Raw genomic sequence first — 25122 nt, forward strand, 5'->3', positions numbered from 1 at the left:
TCGAGGGTCTTCGACACCGAGTCACGCAGGCCCGGTCGCGGTAGGTCCTCGCGATGAATGGCGGCGAGGCGGACGGCCGTGACCGCTGGTGCTCGGTGTTTCGAGTGGTTCGTGTGCAACGTCAGCAGCGCCATCGGGTGATCGTGCGAGCTCACCGTCCGGTGGAAGGGTTGGAGCCTTTCGATGCGCTTGATCAAACTCGCTACCCCGTTGCAGAGAGGGAGGCCCGTTCTTTGCGCGGCTTTTCAGCCATGTGCTGAATGCATCGTAGGTCTGCGCCGCCGGCATCTCGACGACCTTGGCTGCCTTCTCGTCGAGTGTGCCATCGCGGTACTCGACCTCGGCGAACAAGGTGTGCTCGATCGCGTTTCGTAGAACGACCAGGGCGTCGGCGACCAGGAGGACGATCTTGCGCGGCATCGGCGACATGCTCACTACGACAGTCTGACTGTGCGTGATCATCGGCACCTCTCGCAGCTGGATGGTTCCTTCCGGCTGCGTCTGATAGTCGAAGAGAAGGCTGGCGACTTCTCCGATGAGCTCGTCGGCGTGTGCGAGCGTCGCAGCCACGGCCAGATGGTGGTCGGGCAGCCATGCGTAGCTCGAACTCAGCCTGGGTCCTTCTGAATCGGCGTTGTATGTGGAGTCAATGCTCCGCCGGCCCTCACGGAAACCGCGGCGAATCGGTGTAACAGTTAGTTCCTGCAGCGGTCCTGCCCGTTGGACGCGGCGCTCCGGAGACTTGCTCGCGACTTGCAGTGGCTGCGATCCCAGCCCGCACTAGATGGAGGTGAATAACGTTCGGCAGGAGGGGGTGCTGTCATCATTTGGGTGAGGATGAGCGGTCCACCCAAGCGCTTGCCAGAACCCATCTGATGTTTTGCCAAGAGACATCGCAACGACGGGCTCACCGAAACGCTGGGCAATCCCCTGCAACAGCCTTTCGCCCGTATCCACTGCCCGAATTGCGAAGGTCGACGCGAACTTCGATGAGGTCAATTTCGGTAGCACCACCAGGAGGGCAGACCCACGATGTGTAGCCCCGGTACTCACCGGATCCCGGAAGCACCTTGGCGCGCGCCACCTCGATGTCTCCATCCAAGAAGCGGCAGTATGCAACTGGACTCTTCACGCCGCCAGCTACCCGAAGGCGACCCGCTCCTCATGCTTACACGGGAGGAAGACGTGGAAATACACGCCCTGCATCAACGAGGCTGGAAGATCGCCGACATCGCGCGCCGTACCGGCCGCGACCGCAAGACCATCAGGTCCTACCTCAACGGGACCACCACCCCTGGAGTGCGTAACGCAGCATCCCCGACCCCTTCGAGGTGTTCCTGGCCTACGTCATCGCACGCTTGATCGACGACCCGCACCTGCGGGTCCGCACGTTGTGCGACGAGCTCGAAGACGTCGGCTATGCGATGTCGTATCAAACGTTGCACCGCAAGATCCGTGAACTGAAACTCCGTCCGATCTGCCAGGCCTGCCTCACCGTCACCGCCACCGTCACCGTCACCGCCACCGAGCGCAGTCATCGATCACCCGCCAGGTGAAGAGACACAATGGGATTGGGTCGACCTACCGAACCCGCTCGCGTCTTGGGAGTGGGGCTCGATGGCGCATCTGTTCGTCGGAACCTTGGCGTGCTCGGGCAAATGGCGCGGGTCCTCGCGCCGAACATGACCCAACCCCACGTCGTCGACGGACTCGACCGCATCTGCCGAGGCCTCGGCGGGGTCAGTCGGGTGTGGCGGTTCGATCGGATGGCGACGGTCGCCTAAGCTCGATGAGACGGGCCTCCGGGTCCGTGTCTGAGCCGTAGACGATTTGGCGAAGCATCTCGAAGACGGTGTTCATGCGCGATTCGGTGCCCACGAATTCGCGCTCGCGCAGGCCCTTGACCCAGCCGAGGGCGCGCTCGATGGCCAGGGTTGCGTCGTAGTGCGGCTCGTCACTTCCGACGACATAGTACTTGCGCAGCCATCGCCTGTCCGAGGAGTACCAATCGGCAAGATAGTCCTTTGCCGTCCTTGGGTAGGTTCCGTCCCCTAGGCGCTGATTTAGTGCGTACAGCTCGTCGTCGAGCCGGTTCACCAGATCGGTCTCGGCAATCTCCCGGACGTTTTCGTCGACGAAGATTGCGCCTAGGAACGACATGACCAGTGGCGCGTTTGCAGCGCTCAGCAGCCGCCAGGCGGGATTGAGCCGCTGGAGCGACGCGATCTCATCGTGCTGCATGACGCCTATAGTGCCGCGGCCCTCCGACATCCGCAGCCGTTATACAAGGCTGCGTCTACTTATTCGTGGTGGACCCCGCCATGACTGCGGCACGCAAGCCGGTGATCTCACCCTGCAGAGCGATACAGCTCGTGCCTGATCGTCAGCCAGCTGCCGGGATTTCGCGTGCTTGCGCTGGGAAGTCTGAGCCTCCTCGATCCAAATATCGCGGATAGCGCGCAAGTCGGCAAGCGCTGCCTGCGCTGCCAGGAGCTTCTCCTGAGCTTGCTCGGCAAAGACCCGCGCCGCGGCGGCCGTTCTCTCTGTCACCACGGCCGATTCCATCGCTGACTTCATCGCGTCATTCGCGGCCATCAGCTCGTCAGGCGCAGTGTGAGCTCGGTGTTATCCGGCGCGGCACCGCAATCACGAACGCTGGCAACATAACCCAACCGCGAAGGGTACCGCCCGCATCTGGTTCTACGTCCAGGACCGAACGGTGTTCTTGGATCAGGTGCACACAAGCCACCCGAACGAGACAAAGTAGTAGCTCGTACCAGCAACGGACACCCGACATCTGGAACAACACCATCGGTTCTACACCGCCAGGTAACTGCAGGTCCGAGTTCAAGCCCTAACCGTTCGAACCCTGGGTCCAGTGAATGGGAGTCAAGTGACGGGTGTCGAAGAATTTCAGCGATGCGTCCCTACAGCGAAGGCGCGCCGCGGTGGGTTACAGCCCTCTCCAGCGCTGTAGCCCGGTTCGCGTTGTACGTCCACGTCTCAGCTCAATCTGGTCGGGCCGGCCGGATTTCATCCGACAGATCGTTCATATGCCACTGAATCGGCCAGGTATAGAAACTCGACCGAGCAAGTTGCGACTAAGTTGTCCCGCGCGCTAAACCCCTAGCCCAGTCATCAAGCTTGCCAAGGTGGTCCGCATCTTCTGCCCGTTGGCGATCTCGGCCAACACATTCGGATCGCAGCGTCGATTCACACCGTCTCCTAAGTGAGGATAGAGACACCTAGTGGTGTTCAGTGCCAGGTGACGTCGATGCTGTCGATGGCGTCGAAGTGGAATCCGAATTGGTCACTGTAGTCGTCGAATCCCTTGTTTTCTGGGTAGTCGAGGGTGGCGTGCCGTTCGAGGATGGCTACGACTCGGGCTTGGTCGTCGGTGGCGAGGGCTTCTGCCATCGCACGTGATTCTTCTTCGGAGAACGGGGTCTCGGAGTTGCCGAAATCGAGTGTGCGGGTGCGGTAGTCGTAGCCTTGTTCGTCTCCGTTGCGTACGTGCACGCGGCCGGTGACCGAGATGGTTGCGATTTTGGTGGTGCCGTCGGGTTTGAGGATCCCGGCCGTGTGCATGACGTTTTTCGCTTTGGCCGAAACCAGTTTGGATTTGGCGTCGTTGCGCAGTTCGTTGGTCTGGCCGGACTGATATTTGCGGACCGCCGAGGGGCTGCGGCCTATCTGTGCCGCAACGGAATTGATGCCACCGAGACGGTTGATTGCACCGCGGCGTTGGGCTCGTTCGGCGACGTCTGCGTGCGGGATGCGTCCTTGTTGCGCCCAGCGGCGCAAGGTTCGGTTCGAGGGCGGAGTTCGGCCGGCATCGATGGCAGCTTGCCGCAAGCCTTCGCTGCCGATCTGGGTCCGCAGCTCTCGCACGGACACTTTCGAGGTCAGCCCTTTGAGCCCTCTGCTGGTTTCCTGCGAGTGAGCGACTCCGGCCGCGGCCGCGGCCGCGATCTTGACCTTCATGCCGTCGATGCCGGTCGTGCTCTTCTGCGGGGTCGATGTCGACCGTGGCTTGGGAAGATGCAGCGCCATCTACTGCCCCTGCTCGTCGAGCTCGTCGAGCTCGTCGATGGAGGCTTCGTCGACGTCGGCAGTCGGGTGGTTGGCGTAGGCCGCGGCGATCGCAAGTCTGACCTCGTGGGTGGTCTCGGCCGACGCAAAGGCAAGGATCATCTCGTCGGTGAGTGGCACGTGCTTTTCCAGGGTCATTTTTCCTAGCTGAGGGCCGTCGTCGGCGACGTTCTGTCCCTCCCCCACTAGATACACCCAGGAGTCGGTCATGGTGCGGATAGGCCAACGTCCGGTCTCGCTGGCGATGCGCATCGCGATCCGCCTTCCACGCCATCGACTGTGGGCCATGATTGCGGCCCGCCACAGTGGTTGGTGGTGATGCTGCATCCGGGTGGCGGTCCACATGTCCGGGTTGACCATCCGTCCGACGTAGCCCTTGTAGCAGGCACCGAGGAAACGTTTCATGGGAGCGTCACCGGTCTCGACCGCGGTGTTGCGGGCTGCTCGTAGGACCTTCGCCCACTTGTCGAGGGCGCGGCCCTGCTCGGGGTAGACCCACGCCTGATCGATGTCGAGGTCGTCGATGTCCAGGCCCATGCCGCCGTCGACGACCGGGGAGCACAGGCCATCGAGGCTGACGGTGGTGATCCACGTATGCACCGGCCGATCGCGGCGTATCTCGGGGTGCGGCAGCGGCAGTTTGGCGGGCAGGGAGTATTGGTCGGCCGCGGGCAATGTCACCCGCCAGAGTCCGAACGCCATCGGCGCGTTCCTCGCCGCGGCTACCGCGTCGTCGCCGGTCAGGTGGCGCGGGGTGCCGTAGCCGAGAGAGAGCATTCCTGCCGATGCCAGGTAGGCGGCGCGCTGGTCGATCGTCACCAGCGACTCGACGTCGTCGAGGTCGTCGGAATCGAGCAGTCGTGACCAGCCGGCTGCGGGCTCGAGGTCACCGCGGGGCAGGTCGGTGATCGGCGGGAGTGTGCCGGCGGTGGTGACGGCAATTCCTTTGCCGGTGCGCAGACGCTCGCGGCGGATCTTGTCGACGATGGCGGCAGCGGTTCGGGCCGGAGTCGGGCCGGGCAGAGTGTCGAGGTGGCGGACGGACCATGCCAGGCGCCGACCGAGTTCCCTCGCGGCAGCGTGATCGTCGTCGGGCAGGTAGGTGCCGGCGGTCGGGCTGCCGAGGATTCCCATGTCTCCGACCCGGTTTCCCCAGCCGAAGTCTTTGTTCCAGTAGGTCCAGACGTAGGGCTCGAGGAGGACGTCGACCATCTGTGTCGCATTCCCGACCCGGCGCGTCAGATGGGTGACGAAGCCGGGGTCCCCGCGCAGTTCCCAGCCTGCGGCGATCAGCGGTGGGAGGGTCGCGGCGATCGCTTTCGTGAGGTCTTCTGCGGCACGCACGCGCAGCTGCTCGAGGTCGTCGACGTCGTCCTCGTTGCCGGGGTCGATAGTCCATCCGAGCTGTGCACAGGACTCAACGCCGACGAACCAGATTTGCGCGGTCAATCCGTGCGGTGTGAGTGCTGCCCAGGCAATCAGTTTCACCAGATTGTCGACCGATTCCACCGGACCGGTCAGTCGCTCTCCCGAGGGGCTGTAGGTGCCGGCGGCGGTGACGATTATGGCGTGACCGTCCGCATCGGCGCTGACTGCCAACGATTCCCATGACCTCTCCGAGCTAGTTGCTTCGGTGCCAGAACTTGGGGTCTCGTTCGGGTTCTCTTCGTCGGAGGGGTCGAGATCGTTGTGGTCAGGCTTCGGTTCAGGTGCGCTGGACGATTCTCCTGGGGTCGACTTGGGGGCCTGTGACATCTCTGATGCTGAAACTTTTGGGGATGCGTCGTCGTTGACGACGCCGGCGGGGTCGACTGGGTCGACGGCGATTTCGAACAAGGGCATTTGCCCGTCAGCGGGTGCGAAAAGCTTGCCGTCCTCTTCCGCTGCCATCGAGGGTTCCTTCCCTGAACATGTTGCGCGCCTGTACGAGTGGGTATTGTGTGACACATCTAGATGCCGACTGGGGAGTCTCTTGGCTAGAGCGGCGCACATTTCTGGAAGCTGCTCAGCGTGGCGCTGGGGACCGCGGACGGCGGCGCTGCCCCTATGCGAGCACTGACAGTCGTGCACGTTCGTCGAGCATGCGGGCCGACTCGACTTCGACGGTCTGGGATCGACCGCCACACTGCTGAGCTGTCTCCTTCTGTAGCTCGAACCAGTCCGCGAGGTGAGCAGAGACCGCTGAGGCGTCGACTCCAAGCTCTTCGGCAACATCGCCGTAGGACCAATCGGGGTGTTCCAAGTAGACAAGCACGGTCGCCCACACAGGCGGAGTGAGACCTCCACTCTCGAGTGATGGATGTGTACGCGGTGTGGAGCCCAACGCGTCCTCCCTTGATTGCGGCTGTTCGCCGCCGGCTCGCACTTTCAATGCCTGGTACGTGCGAGGCGCACGCAGGATGACCATCAGTACTTCTGTCATCGCGAGGAGAAATACTGGTGCTACAGCGGCGATTCCGGCCGCTACAGCAGAGGGTAGTGCGTCTGGTTCGAGAATTGCATGGTAGCTATTGCCGAGAATCGATGCGCCGGCAGCGGTGATGAGAACTACCTGGATCAATCGTCGCCCACCTACTGTTTGGCGGTCTGTGTGCTGGGAAAGACCGAGCGCAATCACCGTCGTGGCCACAATCGCGCCGTCGATGACCACAGGAAGTAGCCACGCTAGCCGGGGATCGGTTCCGGCCAACACGGCCAAGTCTCGGAGTGCTGCGAACGACAGCCAGAACGACGACAGGGCAATGATGCTCGTCAGTGTGATGCCGGTGATCAGCGCCGTGTTCAGGACGTATGGGTGCGTCGTGCCCGTTGGTGAAGGTATGACGTCGTCTCCATTGTCGCTGCGAACGTTCACGCGAGTTCCGTTCAGGTTGTTGTTGATAGACATTCGAGTGACATCGATGAACGCAGGTCGATCATGGGACTCGAACGTTGGATCGGTCATCGCCCGACCCCGGTAGGTGAGCGCATGTCGGTTCAACGGAGGTTGGTGTGCGGTTGAGTTTGGTTGACCTTCAATCAACTTCGAGGTACAAGCGTAGTGCCTGCTCAACAAGCGCACTTCTACTGCCTGCCCCCCAATCGGTGGCCAGTTGGTCCAGAACCGCCGCATCGGTGTCGATTACACCGGCAAGTGGGACACGCGCCCGTGGTGCACTGTGGCGGCGACGGGTGGGGCGTCCCACTTCTGCTCTTCGGAACAATCCTGTATTTGGCACGGGGGCAGATCTGGACCAGTAGGCCTTCAGATCATCGGCGTGGTGCTCGACGGCGTCGAGCACCACCTGACCGTAGGAACGTGCGGTAGCTGGATTAGCACCTCGTTCGGAGAGCGTTAGCGAACGGAGTGCGCTGTAAATCTCCTCTGGTAGCGCAACTTCGGGTGGAGCGACACGGTTCGTATTGGTTGAGGCGTCCCGTTTGGTTGTCTTACGTCGCGCGTCCGCACGTCTCGACGCGGTTTGCTTGCTTCCGGCTTCGGTTCGCGCAGAATCGGTCTGGGTTGATTCTCCATGTGAGGCAGGTTCGTTTGGGGTGTCGGTCGGTAATTGCGACCGGTCGAGTTCACCGAGCTCGTTCGATGTGGCCTGATCCTGAGCTCCCCCAGCTGCCAACTCGGCCGGAGCGCCTTCGTTACCTTCAGCATCACCATTGGAGTCGGCCTGAGCAGACTTTGCCTGCGCGGGCTTTAGGACATCGACCGAAGAACCTTGGCTGTTGCTGCCAGCCGCTGCGGCATCACGAACAAGATTGAGTGGCGGAAGCAGGTCATCAAGGTCGTCGAGTGCGTTCGGGTCGAACGCAGCGCGACGTTTCCTGGCGCTCATGCAACACCGCCCTCGACGCGATTGCGCTCGGCGTTTGCCACTCGACCGAGGATCTCCCGAGTCAACGCCTGATAGTCGGCCGCGAGACCGGAGGGATCCCTGGACCACAACCGATCTGCCGCCTTACCCTTTTGCCGCAAGCGCTGGAGGCGGTTCTTCTGATCCGTTTCCGCAACTTCCACCAGCTCGAGCGGTGTGAGGTGACGCGTGCGAAGGTCGACGGCCGCAGCACGGTCGGATCTGATGAACGTCTCGAAGGGATCCGCCCCGCTTCCTTCGAGTAGGTCGTGGACCTGGTCGAACACCTCGCGATTTCGAGCTGTTGCTCGAGGATTCGTATCGAAGAGCACAACACCCAGCAATTGAATCTCCGATCCACTCTTCCTGGCGCGCAGGTAGCGCTTTGCGAGCAACTCGACGCCGGACAGGCTGGCATCGTCGTCTTTGGTCGGCACGAGAAGGTACCTGGCCGTGCCCAGCAACGCCTCGAGCAATGGAGCGTCACCGGGACCGGAATCGATGAGAACCAGGTCGTACTGTTCAGCTTCTCGCAAATCGTTCAGAGTCCGAACCAGGTTGCCGCGCAAATCGATTCCAGTCTGCTGAGCAGTAGCAGCTACAGAAGTGACCACTGCGAGCGCGGGTCCACCAGGAATCACGTCCAAGTTGGGGCGCACTTCTTTCATCGGTGTGAGCGGCTCCGCGAACTGCAGCGCCATGCTGAGGCCACGCCCGTTGTCCCCCGCGACACCCAGATCCGAGGAACTGACATTCGCCTGCTGGTCGGCGTCGACCACCAACACGCGCCGTCCTGCAGCAGCGACCATGCCTGCCACGGCAGACACGATAGAACTCTTACCGACACCACCCTTCTGGTTGGCGACCAGCACTGTCCGCGAAGCTCCTATTGCAGTCACGCGGCTGAGAGTACCGCACAGAAGCCTGAAGCGCAGCCTTTGACGCGTTCTGATGATGCGCTCTACACACGGTCTTGGATCCAGTCGGCATTACGGCTATGAACATGGTCCTCGCAATGACCGTAAATCCGTCTTTTTAAACAGCCTTCTACACAGCTTGTCATACAGTCGGGTATACGACGTTGCGTCAAGCTCGGCAACCGGCGTTATTGAAGGCCCTGTACGCGACCATGGTTGTAGCCATAGCTACGTCCATACCATCGCTCTGATGTAGCGCGTTATCACCAGCCTGACATACGAGAAGTCTTACGGCCATACAAATAGTCATTTGACACCCCTTAACTAGGTACAGCACTGCAGCCGATTTAATGCTCAATGCACAGCACTTACTCCGGTCCTGGACACAGCCCTATCCACCTGCCATACCAACCACCCTGCGTATGCCCATGCATATGGGCTTGCGTATGGGCTTACGACTGGCCGGGACCCTGACTCAGTATAAGTGCACGTCAGAGGCGGCGTCGAGGTCATATAGCCAACTGGGCTAGGTCGAACTGCCGAACACTACAAACCATGTCGAGAACTCTACCCAAGTAAGTTCGAGGCGCATACGCGAACGATCATCCGAACCGGGACTGTCAGCAATCGACTCCTCGCCCCGCCACGCTTGGATCGCGAGGCCACCACGGAAACGGAGGTAAGACTACTTGTCGGCAAGCCACAGACAGTGAGAGGGGCTGATACACGGACTGGCCAGCCGTCAGACTAGGGGAGGGGTTTCGCTACCCTCTTGCACGGTGCGGTCAAAGATTTCGAGTGCGGACCGCGACGCTCGACCGGGCAGGCCACCTCCCCTGACACGCGCTCCAAGCGCAATCTCCGCGCCTCGATCAGCCCCGATCGACGGCCATTCAAAACAACACCTCACCGAGCACTGACCCTGGAGTTAGTTGGTCAACTTCCGCTCTTTGATGACGAGACCGACTTTTTCACGAACCGACCCGCCTATGACACCGCGTCCCTCCACGCCTTTCGCATAACCGTACATATAGCCGTACACCTACCCGTACATACAGCCATACCTACACCCATGCACTCACCCATACGTAGACCCATACGTAGACCATCTCAGTTGAGTGCTGTGGTCACCCGCGCGGATGACCAGACAGTCGAATAGCCCTAGGACTCCGAACACGCACCTGTTTCGTCACTGTGACAGCGCGGCCGTTCATCACTGACGCCCACCGAAACTCCGCACCGTGTTGACGCCATCAGTGTCATCAACTGATCGCCCGCACCAACGATCCGGAAAGATGCTAGGCGATGACCGGGGCTCTTTTTGTAGCATCACGAAAAAATCAGATGCTTTGGTTCAGGAGAGTGAGAAACGCATTCGTTGACGAAGTGGGCACCATAGAGCGTGAGCGGTGATGCGCGTCGATAATGAACACCATGCCGAGCCGTCTGACTGAGCCTGACCATCAACTCGTGTGGTCGCGTGCCATATTCGTTGAGGAAGCATCCAAACTGCTTAGCCGCAAGGAGCGCAGAGACTGGACCGACCGTTGCCAACTGCTCCTTGAGGACGCATTTGTCGGTGGATACAGTGACGGCCCTGCGGTCGCCTTCAGAACGGTCGGAGAAGAAGCGAACACTCTGTCAGGCGGGTTTGGTGATCCATGGTCTTCGTCTCGTCCACAAGCAACCTCCGCCAAAGCACCTCGGCGGATTTTCACCCCAGAGCAGGAGTACCTCAAAGATCTCATGACCCGGGCCGACCAGCTCCTGGAGGACAGCCAACCTCGTCGACCATACTGGCGTGAACGCAAGGCAGGCCCAGCAGATAGATCTGCGATCAGGCTCAGCAGCTCCGCGGTAGTTCGCGAGTTCATTGACCTCATCGACGAACTGAGCCAGAAAGGCTACTTCGAGAAGAACTTCGGCAGCGACTGCCCGGACGAAGAATCGTACGTCGACCCCAACAACGTGCTGTGGAAAAAACTGGGCGTGGATACCCTTTGGCCACTCGATCGATCTGCGCTAAATGAAGATCTTGACATGTTCTTCGACGTGGTCGAGGTCCTTCATGACCTCATCGCGCGTCCGCTGACTCGCTCCATGCACGGGTATGCCGGGTGTAGTTGGCATTACGGGAACTTCGATGTCAGCTCCGGACGCGGCGTTTACATCTGGCGCGTCAACAGAATCTTCGACAACAGCACCCTCGGATTGCGGCTTGCGGAAAATGGGGACGATTCTGGTCGACTGGTCACCACAACCGATGACGGGCGCGCTGCGCTAACATCGGCAGTTTCGGTACGTAAAGACGATGGACCAGCGGACCAGGTCCGACACGCTTTAGAGTTGTTCCGAAGTAGAGGCTCAGATCGAAACTCAAAGCGGTCAGCGATAGCCGTGCTCGCATTGGTCTTGGAAGAGCGGCGGCGCGGCGTCATCGCAGAATCCATGGGATCCGATGATCGAGGGGCATTATTCAACATTGCCAACAACTTTCATATCAGACACCAGGATGCGAAACAGCGTCGGGACTACGACGACTTCTACCTCGATTGGATCTTCTGGGTCTACCTCGCCTCAATCGAACTTACGAATCGCGTCCTGGATGAACAGAGCGCCGCTGCAGGGCATCAGCCTCAAGGGTAAGAATTCAATGCACCCGCGAGCCAACACACTCGGTCGCGGGCCGTCTGGGATCTGGTCGGCCTTCGCTAACGTCCGTTAAGATACCTGGGCGGTGCGGTAACTGTGATTCAAGAAGGGCCGGCGTACGTCATGAGGTGCTCGTCGGCTACGAAGCCCTTGCACGCTGTCCACAGCATCCTAAGGTCGACCCCAGCGTGGTGTTCTCAATATCGCCACTGAACGAGGCGCAATCGAAGAGGTCGACTGGGCCTACCGCCGAAGCCCTTAGGCGCGCCTCATCGGTAAAGATATCTCTCGTGCTGTCCGTCGTCAGTTCGCCGGCCACGCCTCGCTCGATTTCGGCTTCTCCAGCTCGACGTGGCTACGGCCACCGAGGCAAAGATCTGGTTGCCATCGCACGCAGCGGAACAAACACTCCGCGAACGGTGGTTCTCGCCGAGGACCTCGGATCAAACCCGCAATCGATGGCACCGCACTGTGACTCATGCATACCCAAGGACTCATCTGGTCTCCCGCCGCGGCCTGGTTGCGTTCGCCATCCCCGGAATGGCGGCCTTCATCCGCCGCCAACTCGACGCACCGGTCATTTGACCTACACAGCAGGAATAGAACTGGGTCAAGTCGAGCACACCGCAAATAGGCGGTGACAAAGTGGCTGATCACACCATCACGGTGAATCACGGCCGACAATGACAGCCCCGAGCTGATCATGCAACAACTCGAGTGCCTCTGCTGTCGGATCCCTGTCCCTTGGACCTTCTGCCACTACGGACGCCAGATATCTGTCGAGGTCGGAGTCGAAGTCACCCACGTGCTGCTGTAGCGGAAACTCTCGTTCAGGAGCGATGTCAGGCGGAGGGGGGCCAAACCTTCTGTCCAGCCAGACTTGCCAAAGCAGTCGCTCAGCACGGTGTCGGATAACCCGGTCGGTGGCGACCGTCACGAGGCCGTGGGCGAACGCTACGTCGTCCAACGAACGCTTGCCGAGGGCGAGGGTTGTGCCATCGCGCTGAATCAACCCAGAGACAATGAGGTCCATCAGAATCGCGTAACCGGTGGACTGCTTGAGATGTGCGCGCGTCAGTACATCTTCGACGTTGTTGGCCAGTCCGGCACTGATCAATTCGTATGCGGCGCGGCCACGCAACCCCAGGACGCTCCACGCTGGATGTACTGGTTCGACCCGTGCTCGTACCAGATGAGCAGAGTCCGGCTCTGAGGTTACTGGCGTGGTCAGCGCGTAGCGATCGGCATCTCGGCCAGTCCCGTGGGCGACGAGCAGTACAGGTGAACCTGGCGCATCTCGGAGCACTCTCAGTGCGGCCCACACTGAATCTTCAGACAGCAACCCTGCTGCATGAGACAAGCTCCGGCCTCCGATAGCAACTACGGGCACGCCCTCGACCAATTCTCCGGCCAGAGCGGATCCGTAGGCAAGTGCTTGCACGACAGCTTGTAGGGCCGGGCGGTTCCTTCCTGAGAATTCTCGGTCGATCCACAGTAGTGCTCGTGCAAGCCAGTTGGTTCGAACTAGATCTTTCAGGAAGGAACCGTCACCCCCTGTGTGCTTGTTCTTGTGTTGTATTACATGGAATTGGTGTGCGTTGGCAGCTGCCCAGGTCAGAGCTTTGTTTACGTCGCGTTCGATAGCGGCTGGGGTTTGTTTACCGTAACGGTCGTATGCGGCGCTCACACCTGGCCATTGGTCTGTGCTGATGGCTTCGCTGATGTCTGCGGTGCTGGCACCGCGAAGGACTGCATGGGTGATGACGGATTGACGTGCTTCGGATTTGGTGCGCCATCTTGGGTCTAGTTTTCCGGCTGTCGCGAAGTGTTCGACGGCAGCCGGCATTGGGGTGGCACGGTGGAAACGGGGATGTAGGCGACGTTCCTTGCCTGCACCGATGAGTCGTTCGTCTTGAATCAGCGAGGCTGTTACTGCTGCTACCGGGGTGAGGTGTCGACGTTCTGTACCGCCTCCCAGCATGGCGACCAGACGGGCTACAACGCCCGGCTCGGACCGGTCATTGAAAGCGGCAATGGCATCGTCGAGTGGGCCATCGAGTCGTCGGTGGCCGCCTTCGCGACATTGGGAGCCGGGTGGAGTGATGCAGCCGGTGGCAGCATTGAGCATCGGAGTGCAGTCGAACGTAACGAGCCGGTCGGCCAGAAGGCTCATCAATTCGCGAAGATTGTCTACGCGCAGTGGTGCATTGGCTGCCAACGGAACCAATACGTGGCGGCCGCCGCTGGTGGAACGATCTGTAACCGTTCGTGCGCCGCACTCGTGAAGCCATGAGAGGACGAGTTCGACATCAGCGTCCACCTGAGCAGGAGAGCTGTGTTTGGCGTCGAAGTCCAAGGCCAACATAGTGGTGCGGCCGCGGGCGTAGATGGGCACAGCGGCAGGTACTGCCGGCCTGCGGTTGGTCAAAGTGCGCGCGGTATCGAAATTTCCGGCTTCATCGCACACACGCATGGACCGCCGAGCGGCCACGAGCGGAGACAGAGATGTCCAAATGTCGTCGGGCGACGACATCGACGGGTCGACACGTGCACTAAATCTTGTACCTATATCAGGGCGCGATGTACCCTGAGACCTGTCCAGCAAGACAGTCCCTTTCGTGGGGAAGCGCAACACCGGGAATCGAGTTGGTAGCTCGGTTCTTCGATCTCGAGAACCCTCGGCCTGCACGCCGGGGGTTTTTCGTTTCTAAGGTGCTGCGTAGATGCAGTTCTACAAACCCACTGTTGGTCAGTGGGTCATTGTCTACGCGGTTAGTGGCAGCACCCCCTGGTCGTGGACCCGGTTGAGTTCGAGCGCAAGGTCCTCTCGATCACTGGCAATTGCCAGTAGGTCGGAGACGTATTGGCTGAGAGAAGTAGCACCGGCAGAACTGCGCTGAGCCTCCAGCGACTTGATCAGCTCCGAGGGGAGTCTGACGGTCAACGGCTTCCGGTCACCCTTACTGGGCATCGGCATGACGCGCCTCCTTCTGACTGGCTAAGTTCGGTCCCGAGCTGCCTGTCATCCTGATGCAGAATCAGGATGAGCTGTGGATGACACGCCGAGCGGGACCAGCAAATTACACATTTGTCATTCGACTGTCTGACTGCAGGTGACCGCCACCTGCAAGGGGATTGCATGATGCTCGCTCGCTGTATGCGTGAAGTACCCCGCATCGTCGGCACCGGGCGTTCGCGGCGCGTCTCTGGAGCTCTGCCTGCCTCGTTGCTTGTTCGGCCATCCGAGCACGATCGGCGTCCACTTTCAGTTCGGTCGGTGTGGATTTCGACCAGTTCATACGCACGAGTCTCGACCGCAGGAACGCAGCCGGGTCAGTGATCGTCGACGGCCAGACCCATCCGCGCTGCTGCGTGTCTTCGGTCAGTGCGCGAGCGATATCGCGGCCGGACCAGCGTGTGGTGTCAACAGCGCAACTGTCGAGAACATCGCAGATGATCCCGACATGGCGAGCTTTGTTCAGCGCCGGGGCGTGGGCAAGGAGCTGCCCAGCCGCGCGCTGTAGGTGAAGCGGTCGGGGGTCCGTTCCCGGTTTGTTCGTTGTGCCCGTGCGCATTTGTGCGCGCATTGGTGAGTACTTCGAAAAGAAAGATCTAGGAGAAGATCCCCCGGAGGGGGATAGGGGGTCACGACTCAGTTTCTGTGGATGAATTGCATCGGCCGCGATCCGTGCTCGGTATGCGGCAGTCCGGCGTGCCGCGCGGGTGATTTTCTTGGCGGCGGTGGCGCACGCAGGTGCGGCCGCAGCGCGCACCATATCGGCAGGGGAGCTGAGAGCCCACACCGACGCAGCCCGGATCTGTCGCCGTCCATGGTGAGCTTCAGCGGCCATCGCCTCCAGCGTGGTGAGGTACCGGCCGCGTACCAATTCCACGGCCACGCCAAGAGTCGTGAGAACTCTGCGTGCACGTTTGACTACCGTGTCGCTCACCCCGGCCCGCTGAGCGATCGTCGTCCGCGCAGCTGTGACACCGCGCCCGGTGCGGGTTTCGGCAAGCCCGGCGTGGACGACCGCGACTGCGAACGTCGCCTCTGTGCTGACGCTATTGGACTTGCAGAGCTCGGCCCCGGTGTCCGAGTGCAGGAGCGCACGAACTTGCCGCTGCCATTGCGCGCGCCCGGACCAGGCAGGTACCCGTCCGCAGTGGCCAGGCTCGACGGGAATTGCCCACGAGTTCCCGCGTTGAGCGCTCTCGGCGTTGAGGGTCTCGACTCGTTCGACATTGGCAATCGCGGTTCGGACAGCTTTGTCCCACGCATTGTCGTCAGCTGTCGTCGGGAACGACAGAAAGTCGGCGGCGGCGCTCGAATGCGACGCGCCGAAAATAGAAGCAGCTTGATCTGTTGCTGATTCAGGGTATGCGCTACCCTGAGACATACCACGCATTGGTAAGTCCCTTTCGGGGGATAGCACGAACCGGTAGTCGAAGCGTCAACTTCGTCTACCAGCCCAAGACAACTGAAAATGTCGAAAACCCCGGCCAGGGTTTTCTTTGATTCCGACACCCCCTCCAGTCACGGTGGGGGTTTTGTCGTTCTTGGGGGTGGTTCGCGCTGTGCAGTTATGTAATTGCTGGGGCCGCTCTCGTTCAGGTCACATCGGGCACTGCGCGGGCCGTCCTCTCTGGTGGGTAGACATATGCACTCGACATCCAAGCTCGAGAACCTCCACTGCCGGGGGAGGCGCACCGTGAGCAGCGGGGACTGCCTCCGAGGGCCGATCAGTGCAGCTGGTGGTGGGTGCGCCGCCGCCGAACACAGCGATGAACCCACCGACAAGGCCCGCGGCACCCAACAGCGCTGCCGCCCACATCCCGCTCATCCGACCTGGCCTGCTGCCGTCGACGGACCCTGCGGAGTCGATCCGCACACGGTGCGTGCGGCCTCGACGTCGCCGGTGGTGACCGCGAGCTCGTAGGCATCGGCGACAGTCAGATAGCGGGTGGCGTAGTCGCAGCCGAACGCGGCGTTCGGAGGTAGCCAGGTATCGAGCCCAGAATCGGACTTGGAGTTGTTCGCGGGCCCGTCGACGGCGAGCAGGTTCAATGCCGTGTCGTTGGCGAATGCGGTTCTGCGATCGATCGGCCAACTCGCAGCACCGGCGTTCCACGCTCTCGACAACGGAAAGACGTGATCGATCTGCACCGCGGCCGAGGTATCCCGGCCCGACGTGAAGTCGATGACCGCTCCGGTGTACGGGTCCGCCAGCGTTCCGGAGACGACTTTGCAGTCCCGAGTACCGGGTTTGAACGTCACGTTCGTCAGCTGTGCGCCCAGGACATCGTTGCGGGTGTCGCAGCCGTTGTGCGAGGACGGGGCTGCGCTGTCGTCGGTCCAGGCCGGACCGAACACGCATGCCTCGTGCCTACCGGTCTTCTTCTCCGTTCCGCAGCCGCGGTCGTACCCGTCGACATCGGGCAACGCATCGACCACGCGCAACCCGGCGATCAGGTCTTCGAGCGAAGTGCCTCCCGGAGACCTGTCCGAGACCACATCCGCCCAAGGGGCCTCTCGTGGCGCTGGTGTGGACGAGGCAGCGACTGGGCCGATCGCTGTCGTCGATGCTTGCGAGGTTGTCCATGGCGACCACTGCTGCACTACGACCGCAGCAGTTGCTACAGCGACGAGGCCGAGCGCGCTGCGTCGACCGAGGCTGGGTGCACTCATGATGCGGCTCTCTCGTGGATCGCGTGCGCGCCGGCCGGGACGGGGACGGTGCCGCGAACGTCGACGCGGGAAAAGTGCGCGGGGTAATCGGTGAGGGTGTGGGCGAGGAGCGCTATGAGCAGTGCTCGGCCCACAGCAGGGGAGTGGGCGTGCAGAAGCGCGTCGAACGCGGCGACTGAGACTTCCAGGCCCACGGCAGGTCGTCCATGGAGCCACTCGAGGGCATCGGTGGCGATCTCGATGATGGTGTCGAGTGCCTCGAACACACCTCGGTCGCAGGCAGGGGCGTTGGTCGCCCTGTCGGCAGGGGTGGGGTCGTGATCGCCGATCGCGGACATGACCGCTGCATCGACGGCCTGCCATTGCTGCTGCAGCTGAGCGTATTCGTCGTCGGAGTCCGTGTGAGTCGACCCGGTGGGTAGGGCCGACATCGTTCGGCACAGTTTCGCGACCGCGAGGCACAGCTCGCGGTGACCGGTTGCGATGGTGGCCATGCCCCACAGGGGTGAGTCGAGGATCTGCGCGTACCACTGCCAGCGCGCTGCCGGGTGGTCCGGCACGAGGCTGTCCACCCATCCGGCGGCGAGTGCACCGACCCATTCACGTGCGGGCAGACGGCCCCACAACAGGTCGCAGGTGCGCTGGTCGACGTGGTCGATGTCGGAGTGCAGCATCGCCGCCGTGGTGGGGTCCGAGAACGCTGTTGTCGGCAGCAGGGGGCCGCAGGCCTCCAGTAGCGCTGTGGCCGTTGGGGTTCCTGCCGGCGGGATCAATTGGTTCGGACTGGCCAGCGGACGAGCCCGCAGCTCTCGGTCGCCGTGGTCGCCGACAATCTCGACGATCGTCCATCGGCGCTGGTGTCGATCGAGCACGACCGGATATGCACCGACTGCTGCGATCAGGGCAGTGATGTCGGCGACGGTGCACAACCATGCGGCGGCGTCGGCCGGCGTCGGTGTTGGAATCAGGGTCGGGGTGCTCTGGTGTTCGTTCACAGCTCACGCTCCTGGGCGTCCGATACGGCTGATGGGGTTGGCTGGGTGCCGGTAGTGCGGTGGGTGTGGGCGGTGCGTTTGTCGGCGGTAATACGTCGGCGATCGACGCGTCCCCGGCCGAGGGCTACGGGTTGGTGCCCGAGGTGAAAGAGATCGGTCTCGTCTCCGGTGCGGTGCGGGCAGGTGAAGATGGTCAACCCTTTGCCGCGGTGGTGTTTGCGAACCGCCTTGGCGTCGGATCGCGTGTGGTAGCCCCGGTGACCGCAATCGGTGCACCAGATCCAGCGGGAAGCAGGCTTGTGCGCGCGGGGGCTTTGGGCGCTCATGCGGACACCCGCTCGATCTGCAAGTTCAGCCAGTCCGACAGCCAGTCGATGGCGTTGCGGCCCGCGTTGTCGACGACCATCGACCCGTAGGACTGGTGGGCACCGGAGGCGAAGAACGTCGCAGCGGTGAGGCCGTCGCTGACCAGGGTGGCCAGATCATCGGCCCCCGGCGAAGCAGCCATCTGCGTCAGCGAGCCGGTCAGACCCGCCAGGTCCAATTTCTCCGCGCTGTCGGTGATCGAGGTGACCGCCGGGTTCGACTGCTGCCCCAACAGCTGTGGGGAGGTCTTGGAAACCTTGCCGGTCAGCATCCCCACCGCGACCGAGGCGAGATCGAGGCCGAGGGGGACCAGTCCGGTCATCGCCGCGGCTGCACCGGCAAGGTCCGGAACGCCGCCGGGCGGGGGGAGCAGCTTCTCCACTGCCTTCCACGCAACCTCTTGGATTCCCCCGACGATGTTGGCCAGCTTGATCACATCGACCTTCGACAGAATGTTGACCACCATCGCCGCGATCTGGGTGTACCCGGACGGATCCGGAATGACGGACAGGACCTGAGAAACCCAGGACAGATCGACACCGGACGCCATCTTCACCAACGGCGCGAACTGGTTGTTCAGGTCGCCGGCGATCTGGTGCGCGCCGCGGGCATCGAGCGCTGCGACCCGTGCCGGGAGCTTGGAGAGTCCGTCGAGGATCGCGGGAACGTTCAACGAGGTCACCCCCGTCGCGACGTTGAGGGCCTGATCGAGCACCACAGACGGTTTGAGAGTCGAAAGCACCGGAAGCGCCGACGAGAGTGCATCGGTGTTGGTTCCGTTCAACGGCGCGATCTGACCGGTCAACTTCACAGCTGCGTCCAGAAGCCCGTCCGCCTGTGTGGCGGCGGAGCCACCTGCAGTACTCGTCGACGCCAGTTTCGACGCAGACGAGGCGATGGACGTCGCAGTCGCGGCAGCACCGGACAGATCACTGCGGGCGGCACCGTCGAGAACCGTCGCGGCATTGCGCTGAGCGCTGCCGGCCGGAGCGGCGGCAAGACTGCTGGTCGCCGCAGAGTTCGCAGCCCCACTCGAGATCAGCTCAGCCAACGGAGAGACGGTGTTGGCCACCGAGGTCGCAGCCTGAGCGACCGAGGCGGGATCGACCGTGCCCGTGGACAACTGATCGCGCAGGGAATTGACCTGGGTGCCCAGGGCAGGCAAATCGGCCTTGGAGAAATCCGAGGTCAGCGCCGCAGCCAACCGTCCGGCATCCGGGCCGGCCGAGCTGGGCACAGACGTCCCGGCCGTGCCCGTACCGCTCTCGGCTGATGTACCGGTCGTGGTCTTGGACAAGACGCTGCCCAAAGTCCCCAACACGGGGTTGGTGCCCTTCTTGATCGAGCAGTACATGTCGGCGGGGTCGCAGATCGACGCCACCCGACCGGACAACGCACCCATTCCGGCAGGGCGAGGGTCGGCGATTCCGTTTCCGGAGGCGCGGGGGCCGACGGTGGCCTCACCGGTGGTGCCCGAACCTGGATCGGCGAGCAGGCCTACAGCAAGTACCTTCTCGGCCGGGACAGGGCCACCGCCGTTACCGATCTGCGAGGCGAGATCTCCGACGATGTCCGCGCCCTGGGAGTACCCGGTCAAGGTGTAGTAGGTGTTCGGGCACGATGCCGCGATTCCCTTGAGAACGTCTGTGGCACGGCCGGTTCCATCGGTTTTCGAGTCACCGTAGGTGTGACCGTTGTCGAACGCCCGGGCCAAGTAGGGGAGCGTGTAGACCTGAGCATTCGAGTTGCGGCCGGAGATGGCATTCGCGATCGGGGCCAGCATCCCGACCGGCACCGCCGGGTCGGCATTCTCGCTGGTCTCCCACGTTCCGGGAACGAACAGATTGAACGTCCCCCCGCACGAGCTCGACGGAGCAGGCGCAGCTGACGCCTGCCCTGCAGACGTCACCGACCCGACCACTACCGCGACTGTGAGCGCGATGGACCACAGCACGTAATGCGCTGCACCCAAACGCTTTACGGACCGAACTTGAGGAAGAAGGGATGCTGATCCGATCACAGTGCTCTCCTGGCTACGAGGGGCTCGACGTGCAGAGTGCGAACCGGTGCCGACCCCGGCACCGTGTAGACGCGGCCATCGGCGAGCGTCAGCTCGAGATAGCCGGTCTGCGGGGAATCGGGCAATCCCATGAGCGACTGCACGCGGGCCGCGCACCGAGGGGCGTACGCGGCCATCTCCGCCGAAGTGGCACGCAGATTCAACGGCGTCTCGATCCAGGTCCCCGGCTGCAGATCGACTACCCGCATGTCCTGACCGGGCAACCACGCCGCCCGGTCTCGTTCACGACGCCGGGAGAGCCGAGCGATCACGGAGTCGAAGGCGATGGCAGACGCGACGAAAACGACCAGTGCCCATCCGGCCCCGATCTTCGTGGACCATGTCAACGCTGCGAGCGCGGCGACGACGAGCGCGAACACCGTTTGCGCTCGTACCGCCCCGAACGCGGTCTCCACCCGTAGCGGTGCACGCCGCAGCGGAACAGCATCGGCTATGGTGGGAGCTGGAATGCCGAACTCGGCTGTTACCGGTGCTGTGGGTAGCGCGGTGGCCCCCAACGCACACCGGACCTGTTCTTCGGTCAGGGGAGCACCGGACCCACACCGTGCGCAGACCAACATGGGTGCACCGGATGCATCGACTTCGAGTTTCGACAGCGGCCCGTGCGCTGCGTGTCGGCAATACGCGGTCGGCATATCCGGGTTGAGCTGCATAGCGACCACCGCTGCGGCAATCTCTGACTGCAGACTCTCGTTCATCGCTCAGCCTGTGCGCTGCGGGCCGAGCCGTCGACCGAATCAGACCCGCGTGCGAGAACAGCGCGAGCGAACTCACCCAATTCACGTATCTGCTCGATCGTGACCGTCTCCGGGAACCGGACAGCTTCGTTGGCCAGGGTTACCAGGTGCTCGCGGCTGATCGTCTCGCTGTGGCCGGTCATGAGGCGATGCCAGTCGCCATGACAGGTGAACGACGACCCCATGCCCGGTTGTGCCGCTTCCAGGTCCGCACAGTGGCGGCATCGACGGCGTTTCCATGCTCGTCGTAGATGGTCCCGGCCCACACCATCGACGCAGCAGCGCCGGCCTGGGCGTCACGCTCGCATTTCGCGAAAATTGGGCACCCCACGCACTGCTCCGCCGCAGCAATCAGTTCGGACGGCCGCGCTACATCGACATCCCACGACCCCGGGCTCTCGGCGCAGGGAAGTGTTGGGGGGTAATCCTGAGGTACTGAGGTGCGTGGAACTGGGCGCGCAGATCGCGCGCCGACTAACGTGTTCATTGCAGTTGTCCTTTGCTGGGTGCTGCATTAGAAGCCAATGGGGCTCCAACCCCGGCTTCGTCCGCTGACCCACCGTTTAGGGACGGTGGGCTGGTGGGAAGGCCCTTCGGCTTCTAGTCGGGGGGCCTTTCTGATTTCACTTTTCTCTCCTCGAAGGTCGCCCGTTTGAACTCAGGTCGCGTGGTTAACTGTGCACGTTCTAATTGAACGGCTTGAGTGGATGTTAGGGGAGTTGCTGCATGGTGTCCAGACATGACGCTGAGGGACATGTTGTGAGCCGTCGTGTGCTCCGCGGCTTCAGGCCGGATCTCTTGGCTGATCGACGGAAAACGTCGGGCCTGTCGATCTCCGAACTCGCGCGGCTCGCTGAAATCGGGAAAACCACCTTGCGGCAGTGGGAAGAGGGTGCCGTATCCCCGCAGGTCGATCTGCTGGCACGAACCATGCAGGTCTTGGACGGCAAAATCGGAGACGTCGTCGTCGTACCCGAAAACGAGCGATACCCAGGAGACCTGCGCATCCTCAGAGGACTTCTGCAGCCCACTCTCGGTCTGCGAGCGGGAGTGAGCACATCGACCGTTGCTTTGGTTGAACGCGGTCAAATTGGGCTGACCGATTCCACTGCCACCAAGTTGGCGGCAGCGCTCGATCTTCCCGTTGAGGAGTATCGCACCGCGTACGAGCGCGTCAGACATCGTCCACGAGACTCCGCAGTCTGACTTGTCTCTCGTCCACCGATAGCCACCAACACGTGGGATTGGGCCGCGAGGAACTTGGGTCCATGGTGCCGGCGACTCGCACGCTGCATGCTGCGCATCCCGAGATTTCATTGAGCATCTCGCGTATCGACTAACGATCGCATCGACCGCCGTGGCTGTGAAGCCACAAAGATTGCAACCGTGCCCTCACGTCTGATGTCTACCGTCATGAAATGCTGGCTGAGTAGCCTCCTGAGGCCTTCCTCTGTGTCATCGACATTTCCGAAAGCTCCCGTCCGATTGCACACACCCATCACGATTCGTCCCAGCGCATTGTGCTTTTCGGAAGCACCCAAAACTGTTGCGCCGAAAAGCGTTCCGTCGTCTACAAGTAACGAGGCCAGATTCTCTATCGCAATGTCCTTTTCAGCCATTGGGCCAGGAAGGCAATGTAGGACGTAGTTCGCCGCCACCGACTGGAAGCGCACCGACGGGAGTGTTTCGCATCGTAAAATATCGGCATTGTATTCGACACTCAGCGTTGCAGGCAGGCGACGTTTGACGAATGACAGTGCGGACCTATTGGGGTCGATCAGCGCAAGAGACTCCCACTGCTTCCGGGGCAACCTCTTCAGGAAATAACCCGAACCCACACCAACCTCGGCATGCCGCACGCTAACGCGTTGACGGTAGAGCTCGCTGATCGTCTTCTTGCGGCAACCCCACGCAAATGGAGATGTGAAATTGAGCACAAATGCGTCATACAGGCGAAGTGCGATCCCGCTGTACGGAGAGGCGCTCAACGGAACTGGTATCGCGACGGAACGCCTTGACATTATGGCTGACATTGTCACTCACTCCTGACGACACTTACGCATGGTTCGACTACCACAGAAGCATCGCCGGGTGGGACTCAACCCGAACGAATACTCAGACTAACAATCTGAGCGCACGGTTACGGTAAGACAACACTCAGGCGGAGTCAACTCATATCGGCATCCGTTATGCGCACAACTGCCGAGGCCGGATAGACGCCCTGAATGCGAGCTACATCAACAGACACTTCGTGCCATCGTTGATCGACCCCCCAGACGCGTAGCTCTCCCTCGACGCGGCCCGCGCTTCCAGCTTTGTCGAGAATTTGAGTCCAGCGTCGAATCAGCCCGCGATCAGAGGGGTGCACTCTGAATCGCATTGTCGTCGAGTCCACCCAAAACTGCTCAGGCACTTTATGGTTAAACCATCTGACGATCTGTACGGGAGCGGGCCAGACTGGGTCCCAGATCACTGTTGCAACCCAGCCGTCCATGTCCTTCATGAGGACGCCGAATGCGGCGTACTCGGCGATCTGCTCCGGGTGGTCGTATTGGGTCACATCCCATGTCACTCCCGCCCAGACTACGTGACCGTCACGCTTGAGGATCTGGGTCGCGGCCTGGAGCATCACAAGGTCATCGACCTGTCCGATGCCCTGTCTGCGGATCGCAAGCCGTAAGCGGTGCCGGCTTCCCTCCTGCTGTTCTTCCAGGAACCTCGCGGACTCCGACTGCTGTACAGCGACCGCGTTGTCGACAGTCTCGTGGACCGGATACTCGTTGCCCACCACCCACTCTGGATGCCCATAGATATCTGGGATGCCGGGACCGTAGATAACGACAAAGGCATCACCGTCCAGCCGCCATTCCCAAGCTCCGGTCGGAACATGAGAGGAAGCGGTCTCACCGGCCAGCCCCACCCAGACCCACACGGCGTGAACGTGGCCAGTTCCCGAAACTACCGGTTCAGCGATTGATGTCATCTTCTGTCCGCGATGAGTCAGGTCTTCTGTTTGATCCTGAGCGGTGGTAATAGCCTTCATGACCGGTTTGACAATGAGGTTCAGCCGAATGGGCTTAGGAAACGTAAGCCGGTCCACTCTTTGAAATCCTGAATTGGAAGGCGTCTCGGCGGGGTCTCTTCCGTACGCGATTACCACCAAATCGTTGGGGTCGTACGTTCCAATCAGATACCATTCCCCTGAAGTGCGCGAACGGTTTTCGGGTGACGTAAAGGCTGTATCAGGCACTACCGTGCACCCTGTTGACGGCCGAACATTCTGCTGTTGATGGCTACTAACAAGGCGTGGTCCGAGTCGAACGGACCCCCGAGATCGCGGCGAGTACGTTGTTCATGCGCAGATGGGGGAGTGATCGGCTCGCGCAGAGAAGTGCTAGAGGCGAATTCTCTTACGCCTTTGACAACCATCTCCGGCGCAGTGAATTGATCGAAAACAAGGCGTATATTGTTGGGTCGCTGACTCTCCCAAATCCGGCATTGCGTGTTCATGGTCCACGTAATGTCGTCGATGACTTCCGCGAGGGTCTCATCGACAAATAGCCTGCAAGCTTGAGGGGAGTCCGCGCCACTCTGAATGATTCTGGTATCGGGCGACTGTATCGATTGCGGGATATCGATGCGAACGACGTAAGTTGCGCCGATAGCTATAAGCGATTCATATGCCTCAATCGAGTACACATCCGTCATGCTTCACAACCCTCCGACTGTCCAACTTGGCTGCAGGTTACCAG

General features: G+C 61.6%; 20 protein-coding genes and 1 pseudogene. 3 read left to right on the plus strand and 18 right to left on the minus strand.

Going from position 1 to position 25122, the window contains the following annotated elements; translation table 11 throughout:
* Positions 1-21: 21 nt before the first annotated feature.
* Positions 22-570 carry a hypothetical protein gene (locus tag CH295_RS26795; protein WP_094742468.1) on the minus strand — a complete coding sequence of 183 codons (549 nt, stop codon included), beginning with the start codon at positions 568-570 and terminating at the stop codon, positions 22-24.
* Positions 571-1164: 594 nt separating this feature from the next.
* On the opposite strand from CH295_RS26795, the pseudogene CH295_RS26800 reads away from it, so the two are divergent.
* Positions 1165-1778: pseudogene (locus CH295_RS26800) on the plus strand (transposase); the annotation flags it as partial.
* On the opposite strand, the gene CH295_RS26805 reads toward CH295_RS26800, so the two are convergent.
* The 6 genes from CH295_RS26805 to CH295_RS26835 all read right to left on the minus strand — a co-directional run bounded on the left by CH295_RS26805 (position 1741) and on the right by CH295_RS26835 (position 8836).
* Positions 1741-2271 carry a DUF3375 family protein gene (locus tag CH295_RS26805; protein WP_353955497.1) on the minus strand — a complete coding sequence of 177 codons (531 nt, stop codon included), beginning with the start codon at positions 2269-2271 and terminating at the stop codon, positions 1741-1743. The pseudogene CH295_RS26800 and the gene CH295_RS26805 overlap by 38 nt on opposite strands.
* A gap of 984 nt (positions 2272-3255) precedes the next feature.
* Entirely contained in the window at positions 3256-4053 is a 798-nt protein-coding gene (locus CH295_RS26815) for a hypothetical protein (protein ID WP_094742471.1), read from the minus strand.
* Positions 4054-5982 (minus strand): hypothetical protein, encoded by a 1929-nt coding sequence (locus CH295_RS26820; RefSeq protein WP_094742472.1) that lies wholly within the window; start codon positions 5980-5982, stop codon positions 4054-4056. It lies immediately after the preceding gene.
* A gap of 154 nt (positions 5983-6136) precedes the next feature.
* Positions 6137-7153, minus strand: coding sequence for a DUF2637 domain-containing protein (locus tag CH295_RS26825; RefSeq protein WP_252342216.1), 1017 nt, complete (start codon positions 7151-7153; stop codon positions 6137-6139).
* On the minus strand, positions 7107-7919 hold the full coding sequence (locus CH295_RS26830; RefSeq protein ID WP_094742473.1) for a hypothetical protein: 813 nt from the start codon (positions 7917-7919) through the stop codon (positions 7107-7109). Before CH295_RS26830 ends, CH295_RS26825 begins: the two co-directional genes overlap by 47 nt.
* A complete protein-coding gene (locus tag CH295_RS26835; RefSeq protein ID WP_252342217.1) occupies positions 7916-8836 on the minus strand; it encodes a ParA family protein in 921 nt (306 codons plus the stop codon). The genes CH295_RS26830 and CH295_RS26835 overlap by 4 nt, the downstream gene beginning before the upstream one ends.
* A gap of 1452 nt (positions 8837-10288) precedes the next feature.
* Here CH295_RS26835 and CH295_RS26840 point away from each other — a divergent pair.
* Positions 10289-11500 carry a hypothetical protein gene (locus CH295_RS26840; RefSeq protein WP_094742579.1) on the plus strand — a complete coding sequence of 404 codons (1212 nt, stop codon included), beginning with the start codon at positions 10289-10291 and terminating at the stop codon, positions 11498-11500.
* 667 nt (positions 11501-12167) lie between these two features.
* On the opposite strand, the gene CH295_RS27625 is transcribed toward CH295_RS26840, so the two are convergent.
* The 8 genes from CH295_RS27625 to CH295_RS26885 form a co-directional block, all read right to left on the minus strand.
* Complete coding sequence (locus CH295_RS27625; RefSeq protein ID WP_141217107.1) at positions 12168-13862, minus strand: hypothetical protein; 1695 nt, start codon at positions 13860-13862, stop codon at positions 12168-12170.
* A 408-nt stretch (positions 13863-14270) separates the two neighbouring features.
* A complete protein-coding gene (locus CH295_RS26855) occupies positions 14271-14483 on the minus strand; it encodes a hypothetical protein (protein ID WP_094742477.1) in 213 nt (70 codons plus the stop codon).
* Positions 14484-16343: 1860 nt separating this feature from the next.
* A complete protein-coding gene (locus CH295_RS26860) occupies positions 16344-17192 on the minus strand; it encodes an HNH endonuclease family protein (RefSeq protein ID WP_094742478.1) in 849 nt (282 codons plus the stop codon).
* On the minus strand, positions 17189-18187 hold the full coding sequence (locus tag CH295_RS26865) for a hypothetical protein (RefSeq protein ID WP_094742479.1): 999 nt from the start codon (positions 18185-18187) through the stop codon (positions 17189-17191). Before CH295_RS26865 ends, CH295_RS26860 begins: the two co-directional genes overlap by 4 nt.
* Entirely contained in the window at positions 18184-18513 is a 330-nt protein-coding gene (locus tag CH295_RS26870) for a hypothetical protein (protein WP_252342218.1), read from the minus strand. Before CH295_RS26870 ends, CH295_RS26865 begins: the two co-directional genes overlap by 4 nt.
* Positions 18510-20507, minus strand: a complete 1998-nt coding sequence (locus CH295_RS26875) for a cutinase family protein (protein WP_502694550.1) — start codon at positions 20505-20507, stop codon at positions 18510-18512. Before CH295_RS26875 ends, CH295_RS26870 begins: the two co-directional genes overlap by 4 nt.
* Before the next feature lie 62 nt (positions 20508-20569).
* On the minus strand, positions 20570-21331 hold the full coding sequence (locus CH295_RS26880; protein ID WP_094742480.1) for a hypothetical protein: 762 nt from the start codon (positions 21329-21331) through the stop codon (positions 20570-20572).
* Positions 21328-21513 carry a hypothetical protein gene (locus tag CH295_RS26885; protein WP_094742481.1) on the minus strand — a complete coding sequence of 62 codons (186 nt, stop codon included), beginning with the start codon at positions 21511-21513 and terminating at the stop codon, positions 21328-21330. The genes CH295_RS26880 and CH295_RS26885 overlap by 4 nt, the downstream gene beginning before the upstream one ends.
* 583 nt (positions 21514-22096) lie before the next feature.
* Between CH295_RS26885 and CH295_RS26890 the strand changes: the two genes are divergently transcribed.
* Positions 22097-22576 carry a helix-turn-helix domain-containing protein gene (locus CH295_RS26890; protein ID WP_094742482.1) on the plus strand — a complete coding sequence of 160 codons (480 nt, stop codon included), beginning with the start codon at positions 22097-22099 and terminating at the stop codon, positions 22574-22576.
* 107 nt (positions 22577-22683) lie between these two features.
* Here CH295_RS26890 and CH295_RS27630 read toward each other — a convergent pair whose 3' ends face one another.
* The 3 genes from CH295_RS27630 to CH295_RS26900 form a co-directional block, all read right to left on the minus strand.
* Positions 22684-23358 (minus strand): class I SAM-dependent methyltransferase, encoded by a 675-nt coding sequence (locus tag CH295_RS27630; RefSeq protein WP_141217108.1) that lies wholly within the window; start codon positions 23356-23358, stop codon positions 22684-22686.
* 179 nt (positions 23359-23537) lie between these two features.
* Positions 23538-24620 (minus strand): GAF domain-containing protein, encoded by a 1083-nt coding sequence (locus CH295_RS26895; protein ID WP_141217109.1) that lies wholly within the window; start codon positions 24618-24620, stop codon positions 23538-23540.
* Positions 24620-25078 carry a hypothetical protein gene (locus CH295_RS26900; protein ID WP_094742484.1) on the minus strand — a complete coding sequence of 153 codons (459 nt, stop codon included), beginning with the start codon at positions 25076-25078 and terminating at the stop codon, positions 24620-24622. Before CH295_RS26900 ends, CH295_RS26895 begins: the two co-directional genes overlap by 1 nt.
* Between the last annotated feature and the right edge of the window lie 44 nt (positions 25079-25122).

This window comes from Rhodococcus sp. 14-2483-1-2, from assembly GCF_002259405.1.
In the GTDB taxonomy this organism is placed as follows: domain Bacteria; phylum Actinomycetota; class Actinomycetes; order Mycobacteriales; family Mycobacteriaceae; genus Rhodococcoides.

Excerpts from the sequence above, each read along its gene's own strand:
- CH295_RS26900 (WP_094742484.1), bottom strand. The coding sequence starts at position 25,078 with ATGACGGATGTGTACTCGATTGAGGCATATGAATCGCTTATAGCTATC.
- CH295_RS26855 (WP_094742477.1), bottom strand. The coding sequence starts at position 14,483 with ATGCCGATGCCCAGTAAGGGTGACCGGAAGCCGTTGACCGTCAGACTC.
- CH295_RS26805 (WP_353955497.1), bottom strand. The coding sequence starts at position 2,271 with ATGTCGGAGGGCCGCGGCACTATAGGCGTCATGCAGCACGATGAGATC.
- CH295_RS26815 (WP_094742471.1), bottom strand. The coding sequence starts at position 4,053 with ATGGCGCTGCATCTTCCCAAGCCACGGTCGACATCGACCCCGCAGAAG.
- CH295_RS26820 (WP_094742472.1), bottom strand. The coding sequence starts at position 5,982 with ATGGCAGCGGAAGAGGACGGCAAGCTTTTCGCACCCGCTGACGGGCAA.
- CH295_RS26840 (WP_094742579.1), top strand. The coding sequence starts at position 10,289 with ATGCCGAGCCGTCTGACTGAGCCTGACCATCAACTCGTGTGGTCGCGT.
- CH295_RS26860 (WP_094742478.1), bottom strand. The coding sequence starts at position 17,192 with ATGAGTGCACCCAGCCTCGGTCGACGCAGCGCGCTCGGCCTCGTCGCT.
- CH295_RS26880 (WP_094742480.1), bottom strand. The coding sequence starts at position 21,331 with ATGAACGAGAGTCTGCAGTCAGAGATTGCCGCAGCGGTGGTCGCTATG.
- CH295_RS26890 (WP_094742482.1), top strand. The coding sequence starts at position 22,097 with ATGGTGTCCAGACATGACGCTGAGGGACATGTTGTGAGCCGTCGTGTG.
- CH295_RS26885 (WP_094742481.1), bottom strand. The coding sequence starts at position 21,513 with ATGACCGGCCACAGCGAGACGATCAGCCGCGAGCACCTGGTAACCCTG.
- CH295_RS26870 (WP_252342218.1), bottom strand. The coding sequence starts at position 18,513 with ATGAGCGCCCAAAGCCCCCGCGCGCACAAGCCTGCTTCCCGCTGGATC.
- CH295_RS26830 (WP_094742473.1), bottom strand. The coding sequence starts at position 7,919 with ATGAGCGCCAGGAAACGTCGCGCTGCGTTCGACCCGAACGCACTCGAC.